The following is an 18,893-nucleotide window of genomic DNA, read 5'->3' as shown; positions in this document are numbered from 1 at the left end:
TATAAATTTTTATTTATTTTTTTTAGGTGATATGAGAGTCATCATTTGATTAGATACTAATTTTGGAGGTATATCAAAATTACCTAAATCTTTTAAATCAAATAAAATTTTATCAAAAGTTCCTTTACTTAAATTACTATGTGTTATCATTCTACCTTTAAAACGCATAATAATTTTAACTTTATCACCTTGTTTTAAAAAATTATAAGCTTTTTTTATTTTAACATTTAAATCATGATCATCAATAGTTGGACTGATACGAATTTCTTTTAAAACTACAACTGATTGTTTTTTTTTAATTTCTTTTAATTTTTTTTGATGCTTATAATAAAATTGTGAATAATCCATTAAACGAACAACTTTAGGATTAGAATTAGGATTAATCAACACTACATCTGTTTCTTTTTCTTCAGATAATTTAACTATTTTGTCTTTCTCTAAAATACCTAATTTATCTCCGTTTTCATCCAGTACTAAATATTCTCCTTGTGGGATGCTCTCATTATACAAAACATTAATTTTTAAATCTTTTTTATTAGTTTTGTTGTATTTAATATTAAATATACTCCTTTTGAACAAATAATTTTAATAAAAAAGAGAGTCGCTTATACATAAGCACTCTCTTTTACTGAATATAATAAATTATAAAGATAAGATAATTTTATTCATAAATATCTTTTGATTTATTATTTTTTTATGTGCTATATGACCTAAAAATGAATAAAAATATTATTTTTCAGGTAGAGGAGAGTAGACTCTTCTTTTTCACATTTTATTATATTTTATAAATTTTATTTTTTTAAATTACTACATTATTATACATGAAAAAATAAAATTTATTATATTTTATATTCAAAAAATATATGTGAACTGCATCCACATAATTAAAAAAATATTCAATTTTCAAAATTATATAAAAAAATAAAATATAATTAATTTATATAATTAAATAAATAATTCAATTGAAATATTATCTTTCACTATATATATGCGAACAAAAATAAAAAAATCCCCAATAAAATTTATTTTTAGTTTTTTCTACAAAATAATATTCACTTATATAAAATAATTCTACAAAATTTTTCTCTCTTTTTATAAAATCAAATTAAAAATAGGAAAAATAAAAATATGAAAAAATATGAAATACAAAAAAAAGAAATTATAAGACAAAAAGAAATTGAATTATTACAATTAGTTATTAACTATCAAAAACCTAATTTTAGAGAATTAATTTTTGTTTTAATTAAATTTTACAAAAAATATTTTAAAATTAAAGATATTTTAAAATTATTAAAAATAAATCGAAATTCATATTACTATTGGAAAAAAGTTAAACCTATAAAAGAAAAAAGAGAATCTAAATATAAGATAATTACCAAAAGAATAGGAAAATTATGTAAACAAAATCAATATTCTTTCGGATATAGAAAAATAACAATACTTTATTTTCGAACTTATAAAGAAATAGTGAACAATAAAAAAGTATTAAATATTATGCGTATAAATAAATGGCTCATGACATATAGAAAACCTTATAATAAAAAAAGTTTTTATAACAAAATAGAACAAAAGTCTAATTTGATTAATTTTAATTTTAAAGCCGATAAACCTTTACAAAAAATATATACCGATTTAACTTGTTTTCCGACTCAAAATGGTAAATTATGGTTGTCAGTTATAATAGATGGTTTTAATAATCAAATTTTATCATCTGAAATAAGTGAAAACCCAAATTTAGAATTAGTAAAAAAAACTTTTAAAAAATTGCCAAAATTAAAAGAACCTTGTATTATGCATTCAGATCAAGGCAGTGTTTATCAAAATATTCAATTTAAAAAATATCTCAAAAAAAAAGGTTTTTTGATTAGTATTTCAAGAAAAGCTTTTCCTAATGATAATGCAATGATAGAATCTTACTTTGGAACTTTAAAAGGTTATTTAAAAGAAAACAAACCTAATTTCTATACAGAAAATTTAAAAACATTAAATAAAAAAATTAAAAATTTTATTAATTATTATAATAAACATTGGATATTCGCCAAATTTAATTATAAATCGCCTTTCCAATATTTAAAATTTAAAAATTTTTAAAAAAATAAAATAAATTGGATTCAAAAAATTTCAATTTATTTTGCTATTAATATTACTTAAATTTTAAAAATCAAAAAACAACTAACATATAAATAAAAACTATTATATATAATATTATTTCTTTCAAAATTTTACAAATCATAATTTGTTTTAACTTGTATAATCCATTTTAAAATCGTTATCTGAATGAATCATTTTATCTTGCTCTTTCAAAAGGACGAAGAAAGTCCTCATTATGAAGCAAGAATGGTTCGAATATTATTAAACTAAAAATATAAATATTTTTAGCTCCATTGGCCATATTCAAAAGATCGTGGATATTACCTTTATTAATGTCCATAATACGAATACCATCATCAAAATAAATATTTGTCACCGCTTGTATATTATAATAACTATAATGAGGTAAGGGGATTATAAGTCCAGATTTTTGGGTCATATTATAACAACCCGTTCGAACATTCCTATTACTTCTAAAAATATTTTTTGAATCTAAATAATTATTTATACAATTTTCTATTTCATGTGATCGAATATTTAATACAATATGATGAATTTTAACATCTTGTTCTCTATGTTTCTCTTTAACATCCCAAAAACAATAAATTTCTTTCATCGAAATCTTATTATCATTTAACAATTCAGATAATGTATTAGAATATTGTTTATTAGAATATTTTATTTGAAAAGGATTTTCTCTAGGAATAATATAAACGCCTAATAACCCTTTGGGAGGTTCTTTTAAAGAAATATAATTTAATTGTGTTTGTTTGAAACTATTATAACCAGGCACATTATTGTTTAAATTTGTATCTAAATATTTATATTCTTTTAAAAAAAGTTTCATACTTTCACAATCTTGAATATTTATATTGTATATCTGAGTAGGACATTCATTTCTTAACCATTCATAAGCAAGTTCGTTCGTATCCATAATTTGAATTTGATATTGACTTTGATTTAAATCATCGCCCAAACGAACATGAAAATAACCCCATGCAAAAATAAATTTAACAAAAATAATAATAACGAAATAAAACAAAATTATAATAAAAATTTTTATTTTATTTAAAATCATTGGGTATAATCCTTTTCGTATATCAATTTTTTTATCCCATATAAAAAATATTTATTTTTTTTATTAAACTTGATTGTAAAAATAATTAATTATTTACTCTTTGTATTTCAAAATGAGGAACTTTTATGCCAGTTTTCTTATTTTTTCTATCCAGAAGTTTTTCTTGAATTTTGTTATAACTAGGATTTTGTTGTTGTAATTCAGTGTATTCTATTTCTTTGGCTTCAATATTTTCTTCAATTCTATATTTTTGTTTGTCTAAATTATCAATTTTATTTAAATGATTTTCTTTTTCTATAAATTCATCTTTTTTTTGACCTAATTCACCTATTAATTTTTCATATTCACCTATCCATTTGCTATAATCTCCCATAATCATATTATCCTCTTTAATTGTTTTTATCTTAAAATCTCTAATTTCTTGAATAATTTTATTATTATTATTTTGTGATTTATATTCCATATATTTATTTTCTTGTATTTTATATTCTTTTTCTAATCTTTCTAATTCTTTATTAATGTCCTCCATATAAATTTTTAACATTTCGGTGCTTATCATTTTAGGGTCTTCGCCTTTTTTTTGAATCAAACTATCAACTATAATAGATATAGGGTGATTTTTAGATAAATTTATTGATAATTTACTTATTTGTGAATTAGAATCTTTATCAAAAACTACTTTATCTTGAAAAATACGAAATCTCATATTCACAGTCAAAACATCCGTTACTGTTTCAAAAGCTTTAAAAAAAAGTTTAGATATATTATTTAAAGAAAATGAATTTGATCTTTCCCAGGCTTCCGCGTTTTGTCTAAGCACTAATAAAATAGATTTAAAATTACGATAAGCTTCACATTCTATTTGAATTTTGTCTATTTGTGTTTTTGTTTCATCTATATTTTTCTGTATTTCGCGTTTTTTATCTTCTATTGTAATAATATAAGAAGCTATTTTTTTTAATTCTAGATTTAAATCGTTCATAGATTTTATTAAATTTTGTTTAAATTCTTCTACTATTTTTAATTGTTTAATTAATGCGTTTTCTGCTGTTTCTAATTTTTTAATTTTTATTTTTGTATTTGTTATTTCCTCAACTATTTGAATATGTTTTTGTCTTAGTCGATCGATTTCGAAATATAATTTTTCTTTTTTTTGTTCATTTTTTTCTTTCAACACTTCTTTTTCTTTTTGTTTAATTTCGCTTTCAATTTTTTCTTTTTCTTTTTCTAAATCTTTTAATTTTCCTTTTTCAATCAATATCTCCCCATGAATATTAATTAATTGTGCTTTTATATTAATAATGTTTTCTTCATTTTGTTCTATTATGGATTGAATTTTAGCTTTTTCAGCTTCAGTAATTTCTTGCATTTCAGCAATTCTTTTTAATTCATTTTCAGCATCTTTTAATTCTTGCTCCCAATTAGAAGCTAATCCTTTATATTTATTGCAAATATCATCATATTTATTAACAGCTTGATTAACTTCTCCAATTAATTTATCATAATTTTTAGTTATAGGTTCTTTTTTCAAAATAAATAACCAAATTAAAAATAAAGCCCCTATTAAAATAGAAAAATAAATTATATTTTCTTTCATGGAACTTTGATGACCACTAAATTTTTTAATTATCCAAAAAATAAAAAAAATAAGTATGCCCATAAAAAATAATGTCAAATATAATTTAACATTTGTAAAACCACTAATTAAACCGAAAGGTGATAACATTTTTGTCTTCCTTTTAATTATATTTTGTCAAACATTATTAATAAAATATTAATTTTTATTTTCCGCTTTTTCTAAAGATTTACATGATTCATCCATTATTATTTGATAAGATTTTTTCAAATCTTCAACATTAATCGCTTTACATTCGCAACAATTTTCTAAAATATGAAAATCAGTTTTTTGTTTCAATAAATTATTATTAGCGAAAATTCTATTATTTCCAAAACGCTCTTCATGATTAGGATGAGAACATTTTGTGTTTTCTTGTAGATTTATTATTTCGCGATCAATGGATTTTAAACTAGCTTCTTTTACCAAATTTTCTAAAACACGATAAGCTTTTTTATAATTTTTTTCCATTGAAATTTCTACTACGGTTCCATCAATTTTTTTTTCGTATTGTGGCGGTAAATATTCTAATGCATCATTAATTGTTTCTAGTAAATATTTCTTAGCTTCTATCGTAATAGGAAATTGATTTCTTTGTAAAATATTATTCAATTGAATTTTTCGTTCCGCTTTATTACCTGGTTTTAATTCAATACGATGAGTAAAACGCGATAAAATAGCAGGTTCTATACCGTCCATATGGTTGGTAGCCCCTATAACAAAAATAGGTTTATCTAAATCATGTTTTCCTTCTTTTGGTTCTAATTGAATTTTAAATTCATTAACAACATTAGCAATTTCAGAACCTGGTTTTAAACTATCAATATTTAAAAAAATATTTTCGCATTCATCTAAAAAGATTATTGCTCCTTTATTATTTTGATAAGCTACTTCTCTAGCTAAGTCAAATAATTCCGTTACCATTTTAGGCGCTCTACCTACAAATTCTTGAGCAAAAATAGAACAAGATACCTCAATAAAAGGTAATTCCGTTTCTCTTGCAATAGAACCTGCAAAAACAGTTTTACCACAACCAGGAGTTCCGTACATCATTAAACCTTTAGGTACAATTACTTTTCCTCTATCCTCAAAAGCTTTTTTATTTTGAAAAAAATTAATAAAACCTTTAGCTGCTGATTTAGATTCATTCAAACCCACTAATTTTTCAAAAGTTGGAAATTTTTTAAAATCTTGTGCTATAAAATTATCACTTTCTAACAAAATATCTTTATTTTTATTATAAAATTTGTTTTTATCAAATGAATTATCAGATTGTAATCCTGTCTTCGTTCTTTCTTGATTTATTTGTTGTTCTTTCATATTTTTTTCAATTTGTTTTAATTTATCACTTATAGAAATATTGTTTTTTTCTATTTGTTGAATTTTATGTTCATTTTCAGTAATAGCTTTATGATGAACCCAAATATAAAAAATTGAAATTACAAAGATTAAAATAAAAACAAAAAGAAAAAATATTTTGTTTGATGATTGAATTTTATTTACTTGTTCTTTCAACGCGTAACCTCTATTTTCTAACACTTTTTTAACTTTAAAAAGTCTTTTTATTTTTAAAAAAATATTGCATTTGATTATTTTTTATCAAAACATTAACAATTAATTATTTGCGACATTAGTGATTCTATTCGTAACAATATTAGTTCCACCTGTAATTGATTTTCCTTGTTTATCTACTAATTCATAATCATAAATTAAATAAAGTTTAGGATGATTAGAAGTCAAAATATCTTTTTGTTGTAATTGAGTATTAATAATAATTGTTTGTGTATTGTTCGGCTGCATATGTACATAACAAGGTCTATCATCATCAGAATAAATTTGTTTTTGTTTATTTGCATCTGTTACAAGAAATTGAAAAGCAAAAAAATTATTTCTATTTTCGAATGTAATATTAGGCGATTCCAAAGAAAGTGTAATTTTTAAAAACAAAATTTCTTTTATTTCTGTAGATTTAGAATGTAAAATAGCTTTATGTTCTATATTTATCAAATGTTCGTATTTGTCTTTATTTAAATTAGGAATAGAAATCGGAATAAGATATTTATTTTGATGATTACCACCTATAAGTTCTATCTCAAAAGTAGGAAAATCATGTTCTAATCGAATTTCTTCCGTTTTTCTTTGAAAAAAATAAATCGATGTCGCTAATAAAGAAAATAAAATAGTTATAATTAAAAATAAAATGAAAAATTTGAATTTATTTTGTTTTTTGATCATAAATATTAAAACCTTCTCTTTATTCTTTTTCTCATGTACAACTTGAACGAAAAATGTCTAAATATTTAATTAAGTTATGACACTTTCAAAAAATGAAAATTAAATCAATAAATTTTTATTAAAAAAATAATTTATATTTTATTAACTTATTTATTTCATGATAAAATTATTCTTAATATTTTTGTTTATAATTATTCAGGTCATTTAATATTTTTTTATTTTCTTCTTTTAACAAATTAATTTATTCTTGTTGTGTATCTTTTAAATAAAATTCATCATTCAACTGTTGTTCTAAAAATATAATTTTATCCTTTAATACAGAATTTAATTGTTCAGAAGTTGTCAATGAAATTTCTAAGTGGTTTATTTTATTTTCTAAATCTTTTTTTTCTTTATCTAAAGTAAATAAATCTAATTTGGGTTGAAAATTATTTTCATCATCGTAATTATCATTATTAAGAATCAAATTATTCAAAAAACTAATTTCTTCTTCTTTAGATTGAATGTCTTTTTGTTGTTGTTGTATTATTTCTTGTAATTCGTTATGTACTTGAGTTAAATCAATGGATTTGTGTGAACCATGAGATAAATCATTAAAATTTGGATTTGAATTTTCTAATAATTCCTTATCTATAAAATCTTGGCTTTGTTCAGGGTAAATAACGGAAAATAAAGCAACTAAAGATAAAATAATAAATAACAAAATAGGACCAAAGATTTTTAAAATTTTTGTTTTATCTTGAAAAATCATATTTCATTTCCTTTTTTTATATTTTTTATATTTTTTATATTTTTTTTATTTTATAATTGAAATAATGAATGTAAATCATTTCAATGTTGTTATTTCTTCGTTGAAATTTTTTTATAACATTTCATTAAAACAATCAAAAAGAATATAAAAAAGAGATTAAACATAATGTTTAATCTCTTTGGTCGATTAAATAAAAAATAATTAAATTTTTTATTCATTACTTTTTATTACAATTTTAAAAATTATTCATTTTTAGGAGATTCTTTTGAATCATCAACTTTTTCTTGAAACGAATTATTAGTCGAGTGATTTATCAATGTTTGAGCAATAAATTCTGAAATAAGTTTATTAGTATCTTCCTTTAATATATCTTGATATTCCTTTTCTAATTCATTAAATATTTGTTCTTGAGTTTTATCATCATTTAAAACTTTTTCTTTAATTCTTAAGTATAAAGAATTACATTCTTCTTGCAGTAAATTATTTGTCTTATTCAATGTTTTGAAATTATTACGATACTTATTTAATAAAATTATTTGATAATGACAAGCAATAAAATTTTTTAAGAAAAATAAAAAAGAAACATTTAAATTTTTAATTTGTTCTAAATCCCATTCTTTGTAAATATGAAAAACTAAAACAAAAACAATAACTTGCATTATAGTTGAATTTAAATTTTTAGCTAATATTTCTGGATTTTTAAATATGGTTCCTTTTTCTTTATTTTCTTTTTGTTCCATTTCGAGAACTCCTTATTTTTTTAATTTGTAGTTGCGCAACAAATTAATAATTTTTCGAATCTAAAATTAAACAAAAAACTTTATAAAAATTAATTTTTGATAACTTTTTTACTTTTCTTAAAAACAAAAAATATTTATTAACGAATTCGTTTAAATATAAGTAGTTTTAAGACTTGCTCAGGTCATAATAAAAATAAAATAATTTGTTTTTAAACAAATTATTAATAAAAATTTATAAAATAATTTTATTATCTATTATGTTTTTAATTTTAAAATGGCTTTTTCTCTATATTTATAAATTTGTTTTCTTGTTATGTTTAATCTTGAGGATATTTCAAAATCCGCCAAAAAACATCCATAATATATATTATTAATAATTGTTTTTGGAATTCCATAACTATACATTAAAACTTGATATTCCATTTTATTCAATTTTTTGTGCATTTTATGTAAAAATATTTCAAAATTAAGTTTTTTTATATATTCTTGATGAGGATTCAGCATTTTAGGAAAATAAGGTTCATATTCATATTTTGTGACTATTCTATTTTCTATATTTTCATTCGAAGAAAACAGTTCAATATCTTGATTTGGTCTTTTATTTTTTTTATTTTTATTATAAACTCTTATAGGAGTGGAAGGATAATGACTTAAACGAATTAATTTATCAATTTTTTGTTTAATTTTCCCTTTAGCAAAGGTTACAAAATCACATTTATATTTTGTATAAACATAATTCAATAATATATCATCCATAATCAAAATTCCTTCATGAATTAAATCAATTTTCTCTAAACATCTAGGATAATATTTTAATTTACTAACAATACGACAAATTATATTTTTATAAAATAATAAAAATATTTGTTCTCGGATAAAATAATTTTTTTTATTATCTTTATCGTAAATAAAAAATAATTCGTTAATTTTATTTTCTATACCTAAATAATTTTTTATATTAACACCCATATATAATTATTTTTCCTTTATTTTTTATTTATTATCTTTATAAAAAATTTAAAAAACATAAATAAAAACGAAATTTAAAAGTGTTTAATATATAGGATGCATTTAGATATGATACCTTTTGTTATTTTATTTTTAATATTTTAATTATTTTTTAATTTTACAATTTAAAAAAATATTTTTTATGTTAATATAAAAATAATTAATAAACAATTTTGATTTCTTTTAGAATAAATTGGGGCTTACTATCGTTTCGTTTTCAAGAACACTTCAGACGAATAAAAAAGACTTCGAAAGTCATAAGGACTTTGAAGTCTTATAGAGAGAAATAATTTTGTGAAATGATTAGTATTGATAATTAAATGATCTTTGAACTCTTTTTTGTGTATTTGTAAACTTTTCGACAGATAACACCATGAATATAATAAGATTAATATCATAAAACTTTATATATAATCTTGTAATTTTTAAAAGAAAAATTTTGGTCATTCAATTATAAAGAAGCGTCTTTATTTTATCCTAGTTTAAAACCAATTAATCAAATATAAACTTTTATTTAACAAAATATTTCAAAATAAAAAATATAGATTAGATTTTGTTAAAAAACAAGATATGATTAAAATATCGATAAAAACGAATATTTGTTATTTAATCCTTTTGATTTGTATAATTGTTGACAAGTTTTATTGACCAGACTTTTTTATTACTTAAATTTAATTAAAAAAGATTATGAATTAATAGCGAAATTATAAATTAATTTTGTTTTCTGCTTTATCTAAATATTTAAGTTAGGTGGTTTCGTAGGTTGTTCAAAACTTAGTTCGGAGTTATTTCTTTTAAATTCAAGAAATAATATGTCTTTTTGTTTTTCATTGAACTTAAATATATAAGTAATTGCAATGTTGACCCAAAATATAGTTTTTGTTGTTTTAATATAAGTATATTCATTACCATTGTAATCATATAAGACAGCTTCTTGTTTAACATAATTTGTTAAAAAGTTATTAGTTTCTGTAGTTTTAATTTTTTCTTTATTTTTTATAAATATATTTGTATCAACATATTTTAATGTATTCAATTGTACATCTGATTTAATAACCGTCTTTTTTTTTAATTCGTTTAACTTTTGCTCATAATCATCATTTAATATGTTTTGGATTTTTGTACAACGAATTGTATAATTTGTATCTTCAGTTTCTAATATTGTTGTTATTGTGTTATCTATTGTTATTGCCTTTTTAGGGACTAATTTTTTGCTTCTCATAAACTGATCAATATCTTCTTGAGGTGTATTAGAATCACAAAGCAAGTATGTTATTTGTTTTTTATTATAATTTTTAAACTCTAAATGATAAAAATCTTTATTATTCTTTTGAAGTATATTGTATAATAATGACTTTTCTATTATGTTTAATAAATCCTTTATATCTTTAAAATCGACTTGTGATTTTTCTATGAATGTACTGGTTAATTTTTCAACATATGAATTTCTTTGTTTTTCGACTTTAATTGTTTGCTCATAAATAAACTCTTTTATTGGCAATATATTTATATTTAATACATTTGTATTATTTAATGATTCTTCTAACTTATTCTTTTGACTTATTTGTTGTTGTGTTAAAAATTCATCTTTTATTCTTTGCGATTCATCCTCCAAATGTTTCACATTGATTAACATCGTATTAATATTAATATCAATATTTGTTGTCACTTCTTCTTTATCATAAAATATAAATAACTTTTTAATAGCTATTTGATTGTCTAGTAGTTTTTGCGATTGGTATTCATTAATATTAGTAGGGCATTTGATATCGAAAGGATTATCTCTATATTGAAAATAACATACTAATGGGTTTGTTTTAGAATAAGCATTTTCTTCCATCATCAGTTCATTCAATTGTTTATTGTTAAACCATTTATAATATTCCATCTTATCAATATTAAAATTATTAAAATTAGTTATGATATCATGAACATTTATATTATATATTTTGTAAGGTTTTGTTATCAATTCATTTCTTAACCATTCTTGTTGATATTCTTCGAAGTTAGCAATTGGAATTTCGTATGACGACTGTGCAACATAAAAATAATTATGAGCTAAAATTTTAAAATTTTTAAATAAGATAACAATTAAACAGTAAATAATTAATAAAACTTTTTTACAAAATTTTATTTTCAAGATATAATCTACTTTCATATAATTTATTAAATAAAAAAATATTGACAATATTTTTTGTCAAGAAATATAATATTTATTTTATTTAATAAATGTATTAAAATTATTTATATAATATTTATTAGAAAAATACTTTTAACCAAGTTTACATTTTAAAAAAATGTATACATTTATCTCTATAGACTGCATAACTTATTTATTTAAGCGTTTATAAAAGAAAAGTATATCGAACGTCTTCATAAAAAATCTTAATCTGTTGTCAAAAACGGAATTACACCACTATTTTGCTATTCTATCGAAAAAAAGTAATTTAATAAAAAAATTAAAATTTTAAAATTATTTTTTTATTAAATATTTACCCGTTCAGTATTGATTTTTAAAGTTGTGTTAGCTTTTTTTTAACATCTAATTGTTTAAAATTATTATTATCTTATTTTTATTGGTATGTTTTATTTGACTATTATAATTTTTGAATTTGTTTCAAATGAGTATCAATTTTTTATCTTTTAATAATTCCATTTTTTCTGCATATTTTGGAATTATATTTTTTGAATTAACTTATAAAGAATTTTTTTATAAAAATGCTAACAATAAATACTTAATAATAACTTTGTTATTGAATTCAAATTATTAACTTTATTATATTAATTTGTTACTTGTTAATAATATTTTATTGTTGATCCACCAAAGTATTTATTTTATCATCAATGGAATTACCTTTTGAGTCTACCAATTGATAACTCTTAACAAACTTTAATTGTGAATTTTTTAAACTTTGTGTTATATGTTCGCTTAAATTACCTTTTATTGGTTGCGTTTGTGTAACTATACATTTAAATTTTAGATTACCATCGCCTGTTTTGTTATCTAATTCTATTTTTGGATATTTATTTTCGCTAAACTGATATATTCCATTTATTTTATTCATTTTTAATTCAGTTAAATATGCTGCACTTGTTTCATCATACATATAGATTTGTATATCAAACCACTTCATTAAGTCTTTTTGCATTTCATAGTTGTAAAATTCTATTTTTAAAAATACATCGCCGCTATTAAGTTTAATATTTTTTCCATTTATGTTTGCCGCTTGTTCGAATGATATCGAATTAACATAATTTGAGTCATCATCTACTGTTGTAGATAAACTTTTTGGTATAAGCTTTCTATTTAAACCGCTAATTTGTTTTTTTGTAACCGCAAAAAGAGGTGATTCAGTTTGGAAATCAGCTTCGTAGTCTAAATGTTTTTTATAATCCGTATCTCTAACATTATTGGCTTTTATAAACATAATTAAACAAAACAAACAAATAACAATTGCCGATAAAATCAATAATTTATCTTTTATTTTGAATTTCATTGTTTTTTATAATCCTTTTTATTTATATTTTAAACTTTTATAAATATTTAAATTTATTTCGCATTTACAACATATTTAACATATTTAAAGATTTATCCGTGAGTATTATTATTATTATACAGTATTCGAGAGACTAGTAATAAAAATAAAAAAAGATAATATTTAAATAAATAAGATTTTGCAGAAAGTGTTTCATTCGTATTTAAAACTTCTTTTTTTATTTTAAAAAATTTTAAAAACTTTACTAATATTTAAAAATCTTAAAATGAAATAATTAAAAAACTTACTTATCTTTAGACATATGTAGTATTCATATATATATTTGAACTAAAACTAAATTCAATATTAATTATTTCGCACAAAATAAATTCAAATTATTTATTATTAATATAATACTACAAAAAAAAAAAAAAACATTTTTTAATTTTAATAATTTAAAAATTTTAATTGTTAAAAAAATTATTTTTTATGTTATTAAAAAAATATTTTAATAAACAATTTTGATTTCTAAAAATTATTTTTAGAAAAAATTGTGACTTTCTATCGGTTCGGTTTTTAAGAGCACTCCAGCTTAATAAAAAAAGACTAACTTGAATAGCCAGTCTTAAAGAATTTGAAAAAGTCAAAAGTTTCTAAACTTTTGTAAAACCTCAATAATTGCAATAAATTATGTTTAATTTATTATTATTCGTTTTTTTTAATTGATTAGTATACATTTTGATTTCTTTCTAAAGTAAAATATATTTTTTAAATTTAAATAGTTATCTAAAATACATAGATACAATAAAATTATTAAAATAACTACTAATAATTTAAATAAAAAGAGACATGTTTTTAAGATCTCTTTTGTTTATTTAAATGATTAATTTTTTTAATTTTTTTAATAATATGTGTTATTTTAAAATTTTTAATTTGATTAAATACAGTTTCTAAATGTTCTGCAATAATTATTTGAATTTTTTCTTGAATACGGTAACAAGAATTATTTAAAGATCGAGATATTTGTTTAATTTTTTCGTTTTCTTCAGAAATTTTCAACAAATTATTTTTGATTTTAGTAAACGCATTATTTAAAATTTGTTCTTTCATTTTGTTAAATTTTTCTTCTATTTCTTTTTCTTGACAAAATTCTTGTTTTTTTTCAGAAAGAGTTAAAATTAATTCTTTATGTTTGCGGCCTAAAGCAGTGATAATGTTTAAAAAAATAACTAAATAAGGAGGTCGAATAATAAACATATTAGGATATTCATAGACTTTACGAACTGGAGCATCATTTTCTTTATCATATTCTAATTCACTAACCAAAATAGCAAATTCTAAATTTTTATTATTACGATCTTTATCTAATTTTTTAAAAAATTGTTCGTTTTTCTGTTTTCTAACATTGTCTAAAGTTTTAGCTTCTGATTTAACTTCTAAAAGAGCTGAAGTTAAAAGCTCATTTTCTTTTTTATTTTCATCATAATGTAATTTATAAACAAAATCGCCTTTACTATTTTGGATAATTTGATTATCTTTATACCAAGAAATATCATCAGCAATTAACAATTGATTTTGTACTTCGTTATTACACCATTTTTCTAAATGTTCACCTATTAATTTAACATTATAACCGGTTCTGGTTAATGTAAGTTTAGTAATTTCATGTTTTAATTCATTAATTGTATTATTTTTTTTATTTTCTAATTCCATTATTGTTTTAATCAATAATAATTCTTGTTGATTATGTAAATCTTTTATTTTTTGTTCATATTGTTCTTTAGTTTTTGTTATTTCTTGTTGTATCTCATCTTGATGTAATTTTTGTTGTAATAAAGTTAAATTTAATTCTAAACATTCTTTAAGATCGATGATATCCCCTTTATGACCATCTTCTTGTAATTCTAATTCATATGAATTTTTAATTAAACTTTTTATTTTTTTCATATTTTTATTTTTTTCTTTATTTAATTTTTTTTAAAGAAATAATTTCATTAAAATGTGGTATTTTAGTTTCTCTATCAACATAAGAAAAATAACCTTTACGGATGAATTGAAATTTTTCATTCTTTTGAATATTTTTTATTCCACCTTCAATAAAACTCTCTTTTATTTCTAAAGAAGAATGGTTAAAATCGATCTCTAAATTTTGGGGATTATCTTTATTAAAAAGCGTTTGATAAAAATTTATAATAATTTTTTTTGCTGTATTAATTTCTACAAAATGAATAGTACCATTAGGTTTTCTTTCTTTAAAATTAGTACCACTTTTAGTCTTAGGATCGTAAGTAGCTAAAATTTCAATAATTTCGCCTTGTTTATTTTTAATAACTTCAACAGCTTTAATAAAATAAAAATAAAACAATCTAATTTCACCATTTAAGAAAAATTTTTTAGATTTAGAATCTGATTTTTCAATTTGAAAATCTTTTCTTTCAATATAAAGATGTTTAGAAAAAAAAACTTTTCTCATTCCTAATTCAATCTTGTTATGATAAGGAATATCACGAAATTCTATTTGATTATCTGGATAATTAATAATAGTTATTTTTAAAGGATCGCTAACAACCATTATTTTTTTTGCTTTATTTTGTAAATCTTCTCGAACAAAAGATTCTAACATTTCTTGATTAATATGAGAATTATTTTTGGACAAGCCAATTTCCCAAATAAATTTTTTAATAGATTTTGGTGTATAACCTCTATTTTTCAAACCCCTTAAAGTAGGCATTCTAGGATCGTCCCAACCACTAACTAAACCAGAATTAACTAAAAATTTTAAACTTTTTTTACTTAAAACTGTTTTATTAATATTAAGACGCCCAAATTCTATTTGAGTAGGAATATGTTTTGTTTCAGTTTCTTTTAAGACCCATTCGTATAAAGGGCGATGGTTTTCAAATTCTAAAGAACACAAAGAATGGCTAATACCTTCGATAGAATCTTCTAAAGGGTGAGCAAAATCATATAAAGGAAAAATAAAATAATGTTTTTTTTTAAAAGTATAAGCGTTCAAAATTTTATACAAAACAGGATCTCTTAGATTAATATTAGGACTAGCCATATCAATTTTAGCTCTTAAAACTTTAGTTCCTTCTGGAAAAATGCCTTCTTTCATTTTTAAAAATAAATCTAAATTCTCTTCTACCGTTCGTTCGCGATAAGGAGAATTTTTACCTGGTCGTAGTAAATCTCCTCTTTGTCCTTTGATTTCTTCTGGACTAAAATCATCTACAAAAGCTAAGCCTTTTTTTATTAATACAATTGCTCTTTCAAAAATTTCTTCAAAATAATCAGAAGCAAAACAAATTTTATCTGGTTGATAACCTAACCATCGAATATCTTTTAAAATAAAATCTACATATTTTTGTTCTTCTACATTAGGATTGGTATCGTCATATCTTAAATAAGTTTGGCCATTAAAAAATTTTGCTAATTCAAAATTAATAATAATAGCTCGAGCATGCCCTAAATGAAGAAAACCATTAGGTTCGGGAGGAAAACGAGTAATTATTTTTGTATATTTTTTTTCTTTTAAATCTTTTTTAATAATACTTTTAATAAAATTTGATTCTTTACATAATTGAGACATTAAATTAATTTCCTCGCTAATAAAAATATATTTTATATTTTGCAGTTATTAAAAAAATAAAGACAAATCAGGAACTGCTGTTAAATTATATTGTTTTTTTCCTTTAGGGAAACTCAAAAGATTTTGATAATAAGCAGCGATGCCAATCATAGCCGCTTGATCAGTGCAATAATGCGGTGAAGGAACTACTAATTCTAAATTTTGAAAAGTATTTTGAAATTGTTTTTTTAAAAATTGGTTAGAAGCTACACCGCCTACAATTATTAATTGTTTAGCAAAACACAAAGCTAAAGCTTTTTTAGTTTTATTTATTAAAACATCTATTATACTATTTTGAAAAGAAGCACAAATATCCTTCATATGTAATTCTAAATTATTCTTTTTTTTATCAATAAAATTAATAACTTGACTTTTTAAACCAGAAAAACTAAAATTTAAATTTTTATTGTTTAAATAAGGTCGCGTAAAAGAACAAACATCTTGCCCTTTCAAAGCTAATTTTTCAATAATAATTCCACCAGGATAACCTAATTTTAAACTTCTAGCAATTTTATCATAAACTTCGCCAACAGCATCGTCTAAAGTATGACCTAATTTTTCAATTTGAAAGTGTTTTTTTAGATAAAATAATTCGGTATGACCGCCTGAAACTAAAAGAACTAAAGAAGGAAATTTTATTTCGTTTTCTATTTGAGCAGCATATATATGCCCTATTAAATGATTAACTCCTATTAAAGGTTTATCATGAACATAAGCAAATGTATTCGCGAAATTAATTCCAGCAAACAAAGAACCAATTAAACCTGGCCCTTGTGTAACTGCAACCAAATCAATTTCTTGAGGAGTAATATTAGCTTTTTTTAAAGATTGTTTTAAAACAAAAGTAATAACTTCTAAATGTTTACGTGAAGCTAATTCTGGCACTACACCACCAAATTGTTGATGGTATTTTATTTGTGAAAAAATAATATTAGATAAAATTTTTTTACCATTTTCAGTAACCGCAATACTTGTTTCATCACAACTAGTTTCAATCGATAAAATAATCATAATAATACAAAAACCTAATTTCTTATTTTTTTAGTCCAAAAGAAATAAAATTGATTTTTTAATAATGAGTATAATATTTAGGAATCAAAGAAGAAGGTTCTAAAACTTTCTTCATATAAAAAAAAATTTTTTGAGGTGAAAATTTAAAATTACTTTCATCTAATAAGAAATTATTTATAAAATTATTTAAAAAATCTTTTTTATAAATATTTTCTGATAAAATTATTTTATTATTTTCTAAACTTAAACTATAAAAAAAATTTTTTTTAGCATAAATTTTAGGAGTTAGAATGTTTTCCTTGTAACCACTTGATAACAATAATAAACTGCTTATTTGATATAAAGGTATATTCAATTCTAAAGCTAAAATTTTAGATGTCAAAACAGATAATCTACTACCTATATAAGAACCAGGGCCTATACCTACAATAATGCCATATAAATCTTTTAAACTCAATTTATTTTCATTTAATATGTCGGAAATCAAAGGAATCATACCAGAGACAAAATCTTGTTTGAATGTCTTTTTTTTTATACTAATAATTGTATCTTTAGTACTCAAAATAACTATTTGAACACTAGCAGAAACATCTAAAATAATATATTTTTTTGTTCTAGATGATTCCATATCTTAAAATACTCTTTCTTATTATGTAAGCGAATAATATAATTTGATCAAAATTTATTTTTTTGTTCTATCAAAATATTTCTTGTTTTACTATTTAAAACATTAATTTTAATATAAACATCCCAATCTTCGAAAAAAGATTTTATATTTTGGTTTGTCTCTATCACTATAATATCACCTTGTTCTACATTTTCTAATAACTCTTCTATTTCTATTATTAAATGTTTTGTTGTTTTCTGTTCGTTTAAAAGGCGATATAAATCTAAATGATGTAATTTATTAAAAGCATTTGTATAAGTTTTTAACAAAATAAAACTAGGACTATTGATTTCAGACTTAATTCCTAATTCTTTAGCGATCCCTTTAGTTAAAATAGTCTTGCCTGAACCTATTTGACCTTCCAAAATAATAATATATTTTTGAGTTTCTTTATTTAAAAGTCTATTAATAATTTTTTGACAAAGTTGTATTCCTATTTTTTTAGTTTGTAATGCTGAAATAGTTATTTTCGAATATTTTTTTTTTTCAATTTCCATATCTTAAAAAAACCTTAGTAAATTTTTTTATAAAGATAAAAAAAATAAAAAATCAAAATCATCTAATTGGGAAAATTTAATTAGATGATTTTT

General features: G+C 21.0%; 16 protein-coding genes. 1 reads left to right on the top strand and 15 read right to left on the bottom strand.

Going from position 1 to position 18,893, the window contains the following annotated elements:
* Positions 1-9: 9 nt before the first annotated feature.
* On the bottom strand, positions 10-510 hold the full coding sequence (infC, locus tag Q2306_RS01575; protein WP_323847560.1) for a translation initiation factor IF-3: 501 nt from the start codon (positions 508-510) through the stop codon (positions 10-12).
* A 618-nt stretch (positions 511-1,128) separates the two neighbouring features.
* Here infC and Q2306_RS01570 point away from each other — a divergent pair.
* Complete coding sequence (locus tag Q2306_RS01570) at positions 1,129-2,091, top strand: IS3 family transposase (protein WP_323847559.1); 963 nt, start codon at positions 1,129-1,131, stop codon at positions 2,089-2,091.
* A 196-nt stretch (positions 2,092-2,287) separates the two neighbouring features.
* Here the strand turns inward: Q2306_RS01570 and Q2306_RS01565 are convergent, their stop codons facing one another.
* From Q2306_RS01565 to tsaE, 14 genes are all read right to left on the bottom strand, one after another.
* The gene (locus Q2306_RS01565) at positions 2,288-3,169 is read right to left on the bottom strand and encodes a hypothetical protein (protein WP_323847558.1); all 882 of its coding nucleotides are present in this window, start codon (positions 3,167-3,169) and stop codon (positions 2,288-2,290) included.
* Positions 3,170-3,254: 85 nt separating this feature from the next.
* Positions 3,255-4,895 (bottom strand): hypothetical protein, encoded by a 1,641-nt coding sequence (locus tag Q2306_RS01560; RefSeq protein ID WP_323847557.1) that lies wholly within the window; start codon positions 4,893-4,895, stop codon positions 3,255-3,257.
* A gap of 48 nt (positions 4,896-4,943) precedes the next feature.
* Positions 4,944-6,323, bottom strand: a complete 1,380-nt coding sequence (locus Q2306_RS01555; RefSeq protein ID WP_323847556.1) for an ATP-binding protein — start codon at positions 6,321-6,323, stop codon at positions 4,944-4,946.
* A 75-nt stretch (positions 6,324-6,398) separates the two neighbouring features.
* Entirely contained in the window at positions 6,399-7,019 is a 621-nt protein-coding gene (locus Q2306_RS01550) for a hypothetical protein (protein ID WP_323847555.1), read from the bottom strand.
* Positions 7,020-7,260: 241 nt separating this feature from the next.
* Positions 7,261-7,770 carry a hypothetical protein gene (locus Q2306_RS01545; protein WP_323847554.1) on the bottom strand — a complete coding sequence of 170 codons (510 nt, stop codon included), beginning with the start codon at positions 7,768-7,770 and terminating at the stop codon, positions 7,261-7,263.
* A gap of 242 nt (positions 7,771-8,012) precedes the next feature.
* Positions 8,013-8,510 (bottom strand): hypothetical protein, encoded by a 498-nt coding sequence (locus tag Q2306_RS01540; protein ID WP_323847553.1) that lies wholly within the window; start codon positions 8,508-8,510, stop codon positions 8,013-8,015.
* A 255-nt stretch (positions 8,511-8,765) separates the two neighbouring features.
* Positions 8,766-9,479, bottom strand: coding sequence for a sigma-70 family RNA polymerase sigma factor (locus Q2306_RS01535; RefSeq protein ID WP_323847552.1), 714 nt, complete (start codon positions 9,477-9,479; stop codon positions 8,766-8,768).
* A gap of 772 nt (positions 9,480-10,251) precedes the next feature.
* On the bottom strand, positions 10,252-11,658 hold the full coding sequence (locus tag Q2306_RS01530) for a hypothetical protein (protein ID WP_323847551.1): 1,407 nt from the start codon (positions 11,656-11,658) through the stop codon (positions 10,252-10,254).
* A gap of 667 nt (positions 11,659-12,325) precedes the next feature.
* Complete coding sequence (locus tag Q2306_RS01525) at positions 12,326-13,015, bottom strand: hypothetical protein (protein WP_323847550.1); 690 nt, start codon at positions 13,013-13,015, stop codon at positions 12,326-12,328.
* An 834-nt stretch (positions 13,016-13,849) separates the two neighbouring features.
* Complete coding sequence (locus Q2306_RS01520; RefSeq protein ID WP_323847549.1) at positions 13,850-14,941, bottom strand: DUF2130 domain-containing protein; 1,092 nt, start codon at positions 14,939-14,941, stop codon at positions 13,850-13,852.
* Positions 14,942-14,957: 16 nt separating this feature from the next.
* Positions 14,958-16,586 (bottom strand): glutamine--tRNA ligase, encoded by a 1,629-nt coding sequence (gene glnS, locus Q2306_RS01515; protein ID WP_323847548.1) that lies wholly within the window; start codon positions 16,584-16,586, stop codon positions 14,958-14,960.
* 48 nt (positions 16,587-16,634) lie between these two features.
* Positions 16,635-17,636 (bottom strand): tRNA (adenosine(37)-N6)-threonylcarbamoyltransferase complex transferase subunit TsaD, encoded by a 1,002-nt coding sequence (gene tsaD, locus Q2306_RS01510; RefSeq protein WP_323847547.1) that lies wholly within the window; start codon positions 17,634-17,636, stop codon positions 16,635-16,637.
* A gap of 58 nt (positions 17,637-17,694) precedes the next feature.
* Positions 17,695-18,264, bottom strand: coding sequence for a tRNA (adenosine(37)-N6)-threonylcarbamoyltransferase complex dimerization subunit type 1 TsaB (gene tsaB, locus Q2306_RS01505; RefSeq protein WP_323847546.1), 570 nt, complete (start codon positions 18,262-18,264; stop codon positions 17,695-17,697).
* A gap of 47 nt (positions 18,265-18,311) precedes the next feature.
* The gene (gene tsaE / locus Q2306_RS01500) at positions 18,312-18,800 is read right to left on the bottom strand and encodes a tRNA (adenosine(37)-N6)-threonylcarbamoyltransferase complex ATPase subunit type 1 TsaE (protein WP_323847545.1); all 489 of its coding nucleotides are present in this window, start codon (positions 18,798-18,800) and stop codon (positions 18,312-18,314) included.
* Between the last annotated feature and the right edge of the window lie 93 nt (positions 18,801-18,893).

Source organism: Phytoplasma sp., assembly GCF_035187685.1.
Classification (GTDB): domain Bacteria; phylum Bacillota_I; class Bacilli_A; order Acholeplasmatales; family Acholeplasmataceae; genus Phytoplasma.
The sequence above is the reverse complement of the archived record's forward strand: the minus strand, read 5'-3'. Positions and strand labels throughout refer to the sequence as shown.

What these genes read in the sequence shown, in the direction of transcription:
- Q2306_RS01570 (WP_323847559.1), top strand. Translation starts at nt 1,129, where the DNA reads ATGAAAAAATATGAAATACAAAAAAAAGAAATTATAAGACAAAAAGAA.
- Q2306_RS01565 (WP_323847558.1), bottom strand. Translation starts at nt 3,169, where the DNA reads ATGATTTTAAATAAAATAAAAATTTTTATTATAATTTTGTTTTATTTC.
- Q2306_RS01560 (WP_323847557.1), bottom strand. Translation starts at nt 4,895, where the DNA reads ATGTTATCACCTTTCGGTTTAATTAGTGGTTTTACAAATGTTAAATTA.
- Q2306_RS01550 (WP_323847555.1), bottom strand. Translation starts at nt 7,019, where the DNA reads ATGATCAAAAAACAAAATAAATTCAAATTTTTCATTTTATTTTTAATT.
- Q2306_RS01545 (WP_323847554.1), bottom strand. Translation starts at nt 7,770, where the DNA reads ATGATTTTTCAAGATAAAACAAAAATTTTAAAAATCTTTGGTCCTATT.
- Q2306_RS01540 (WP_323847553.1), bottom strand. Translation starts at nt 8,510, where the DNA reads ATGGAACAAAAAGAAAATAAAGAAAAAGGAACCATATTTAAAAATCCA.
- Q2306_RS01535 (WP_323847552.1), bottom strand. Translation starts at nt 9,479, where the DNA reads ATGGGTGTTAATATAAAAAATTATTTAGGTATAGAAAATAAAATTAAC.
- Q2306_RS01525 (WP_323847550.1), bottom strand. Translation starts at nt 13,015, where the DNA reads ATGAAATTCAAAATAAAAGATAAATTATTGATTTTATCGGCAATTGTT.
- Q2306_RS01520 (WP_323847549.1), bottom strand. Translation starts at nt 14,941, where the DNA reads ATGAAAAAAATAAAAAGTTTAATTAAAAATTCATATGAATTAGAATTA.
- glnS (WP_323847548.1), bottom strand. Translation starts at nt 16,586, where the DNA reads ATGTCTCAATTATGTAAAGAATCAAATTTTATTAAAAGTATTATTAAA.
- tsaD (WP_323847547.1), bottom strand. Translation starts at nt 17,636, where the DNA reads ATGATTATTTTATCGATTGAAACTAGTTGTGATGAAACAAGTATTGCG.
- tsaB (WP_323847546.1), bottom strand. Translation starts at nt 18,264, where the DNA reads ATGGAATCATCTAGAACAAAAAAATATATTATTTTAGATGTTTCTGCT.
- tsaE (WP_323847545.1), bottom strand. Translation starts at nt 18,800, where the DNA reads ATGGAAATTGAAAAAAAAAAATATTCGAAAATAACTATTTCAGCATTA.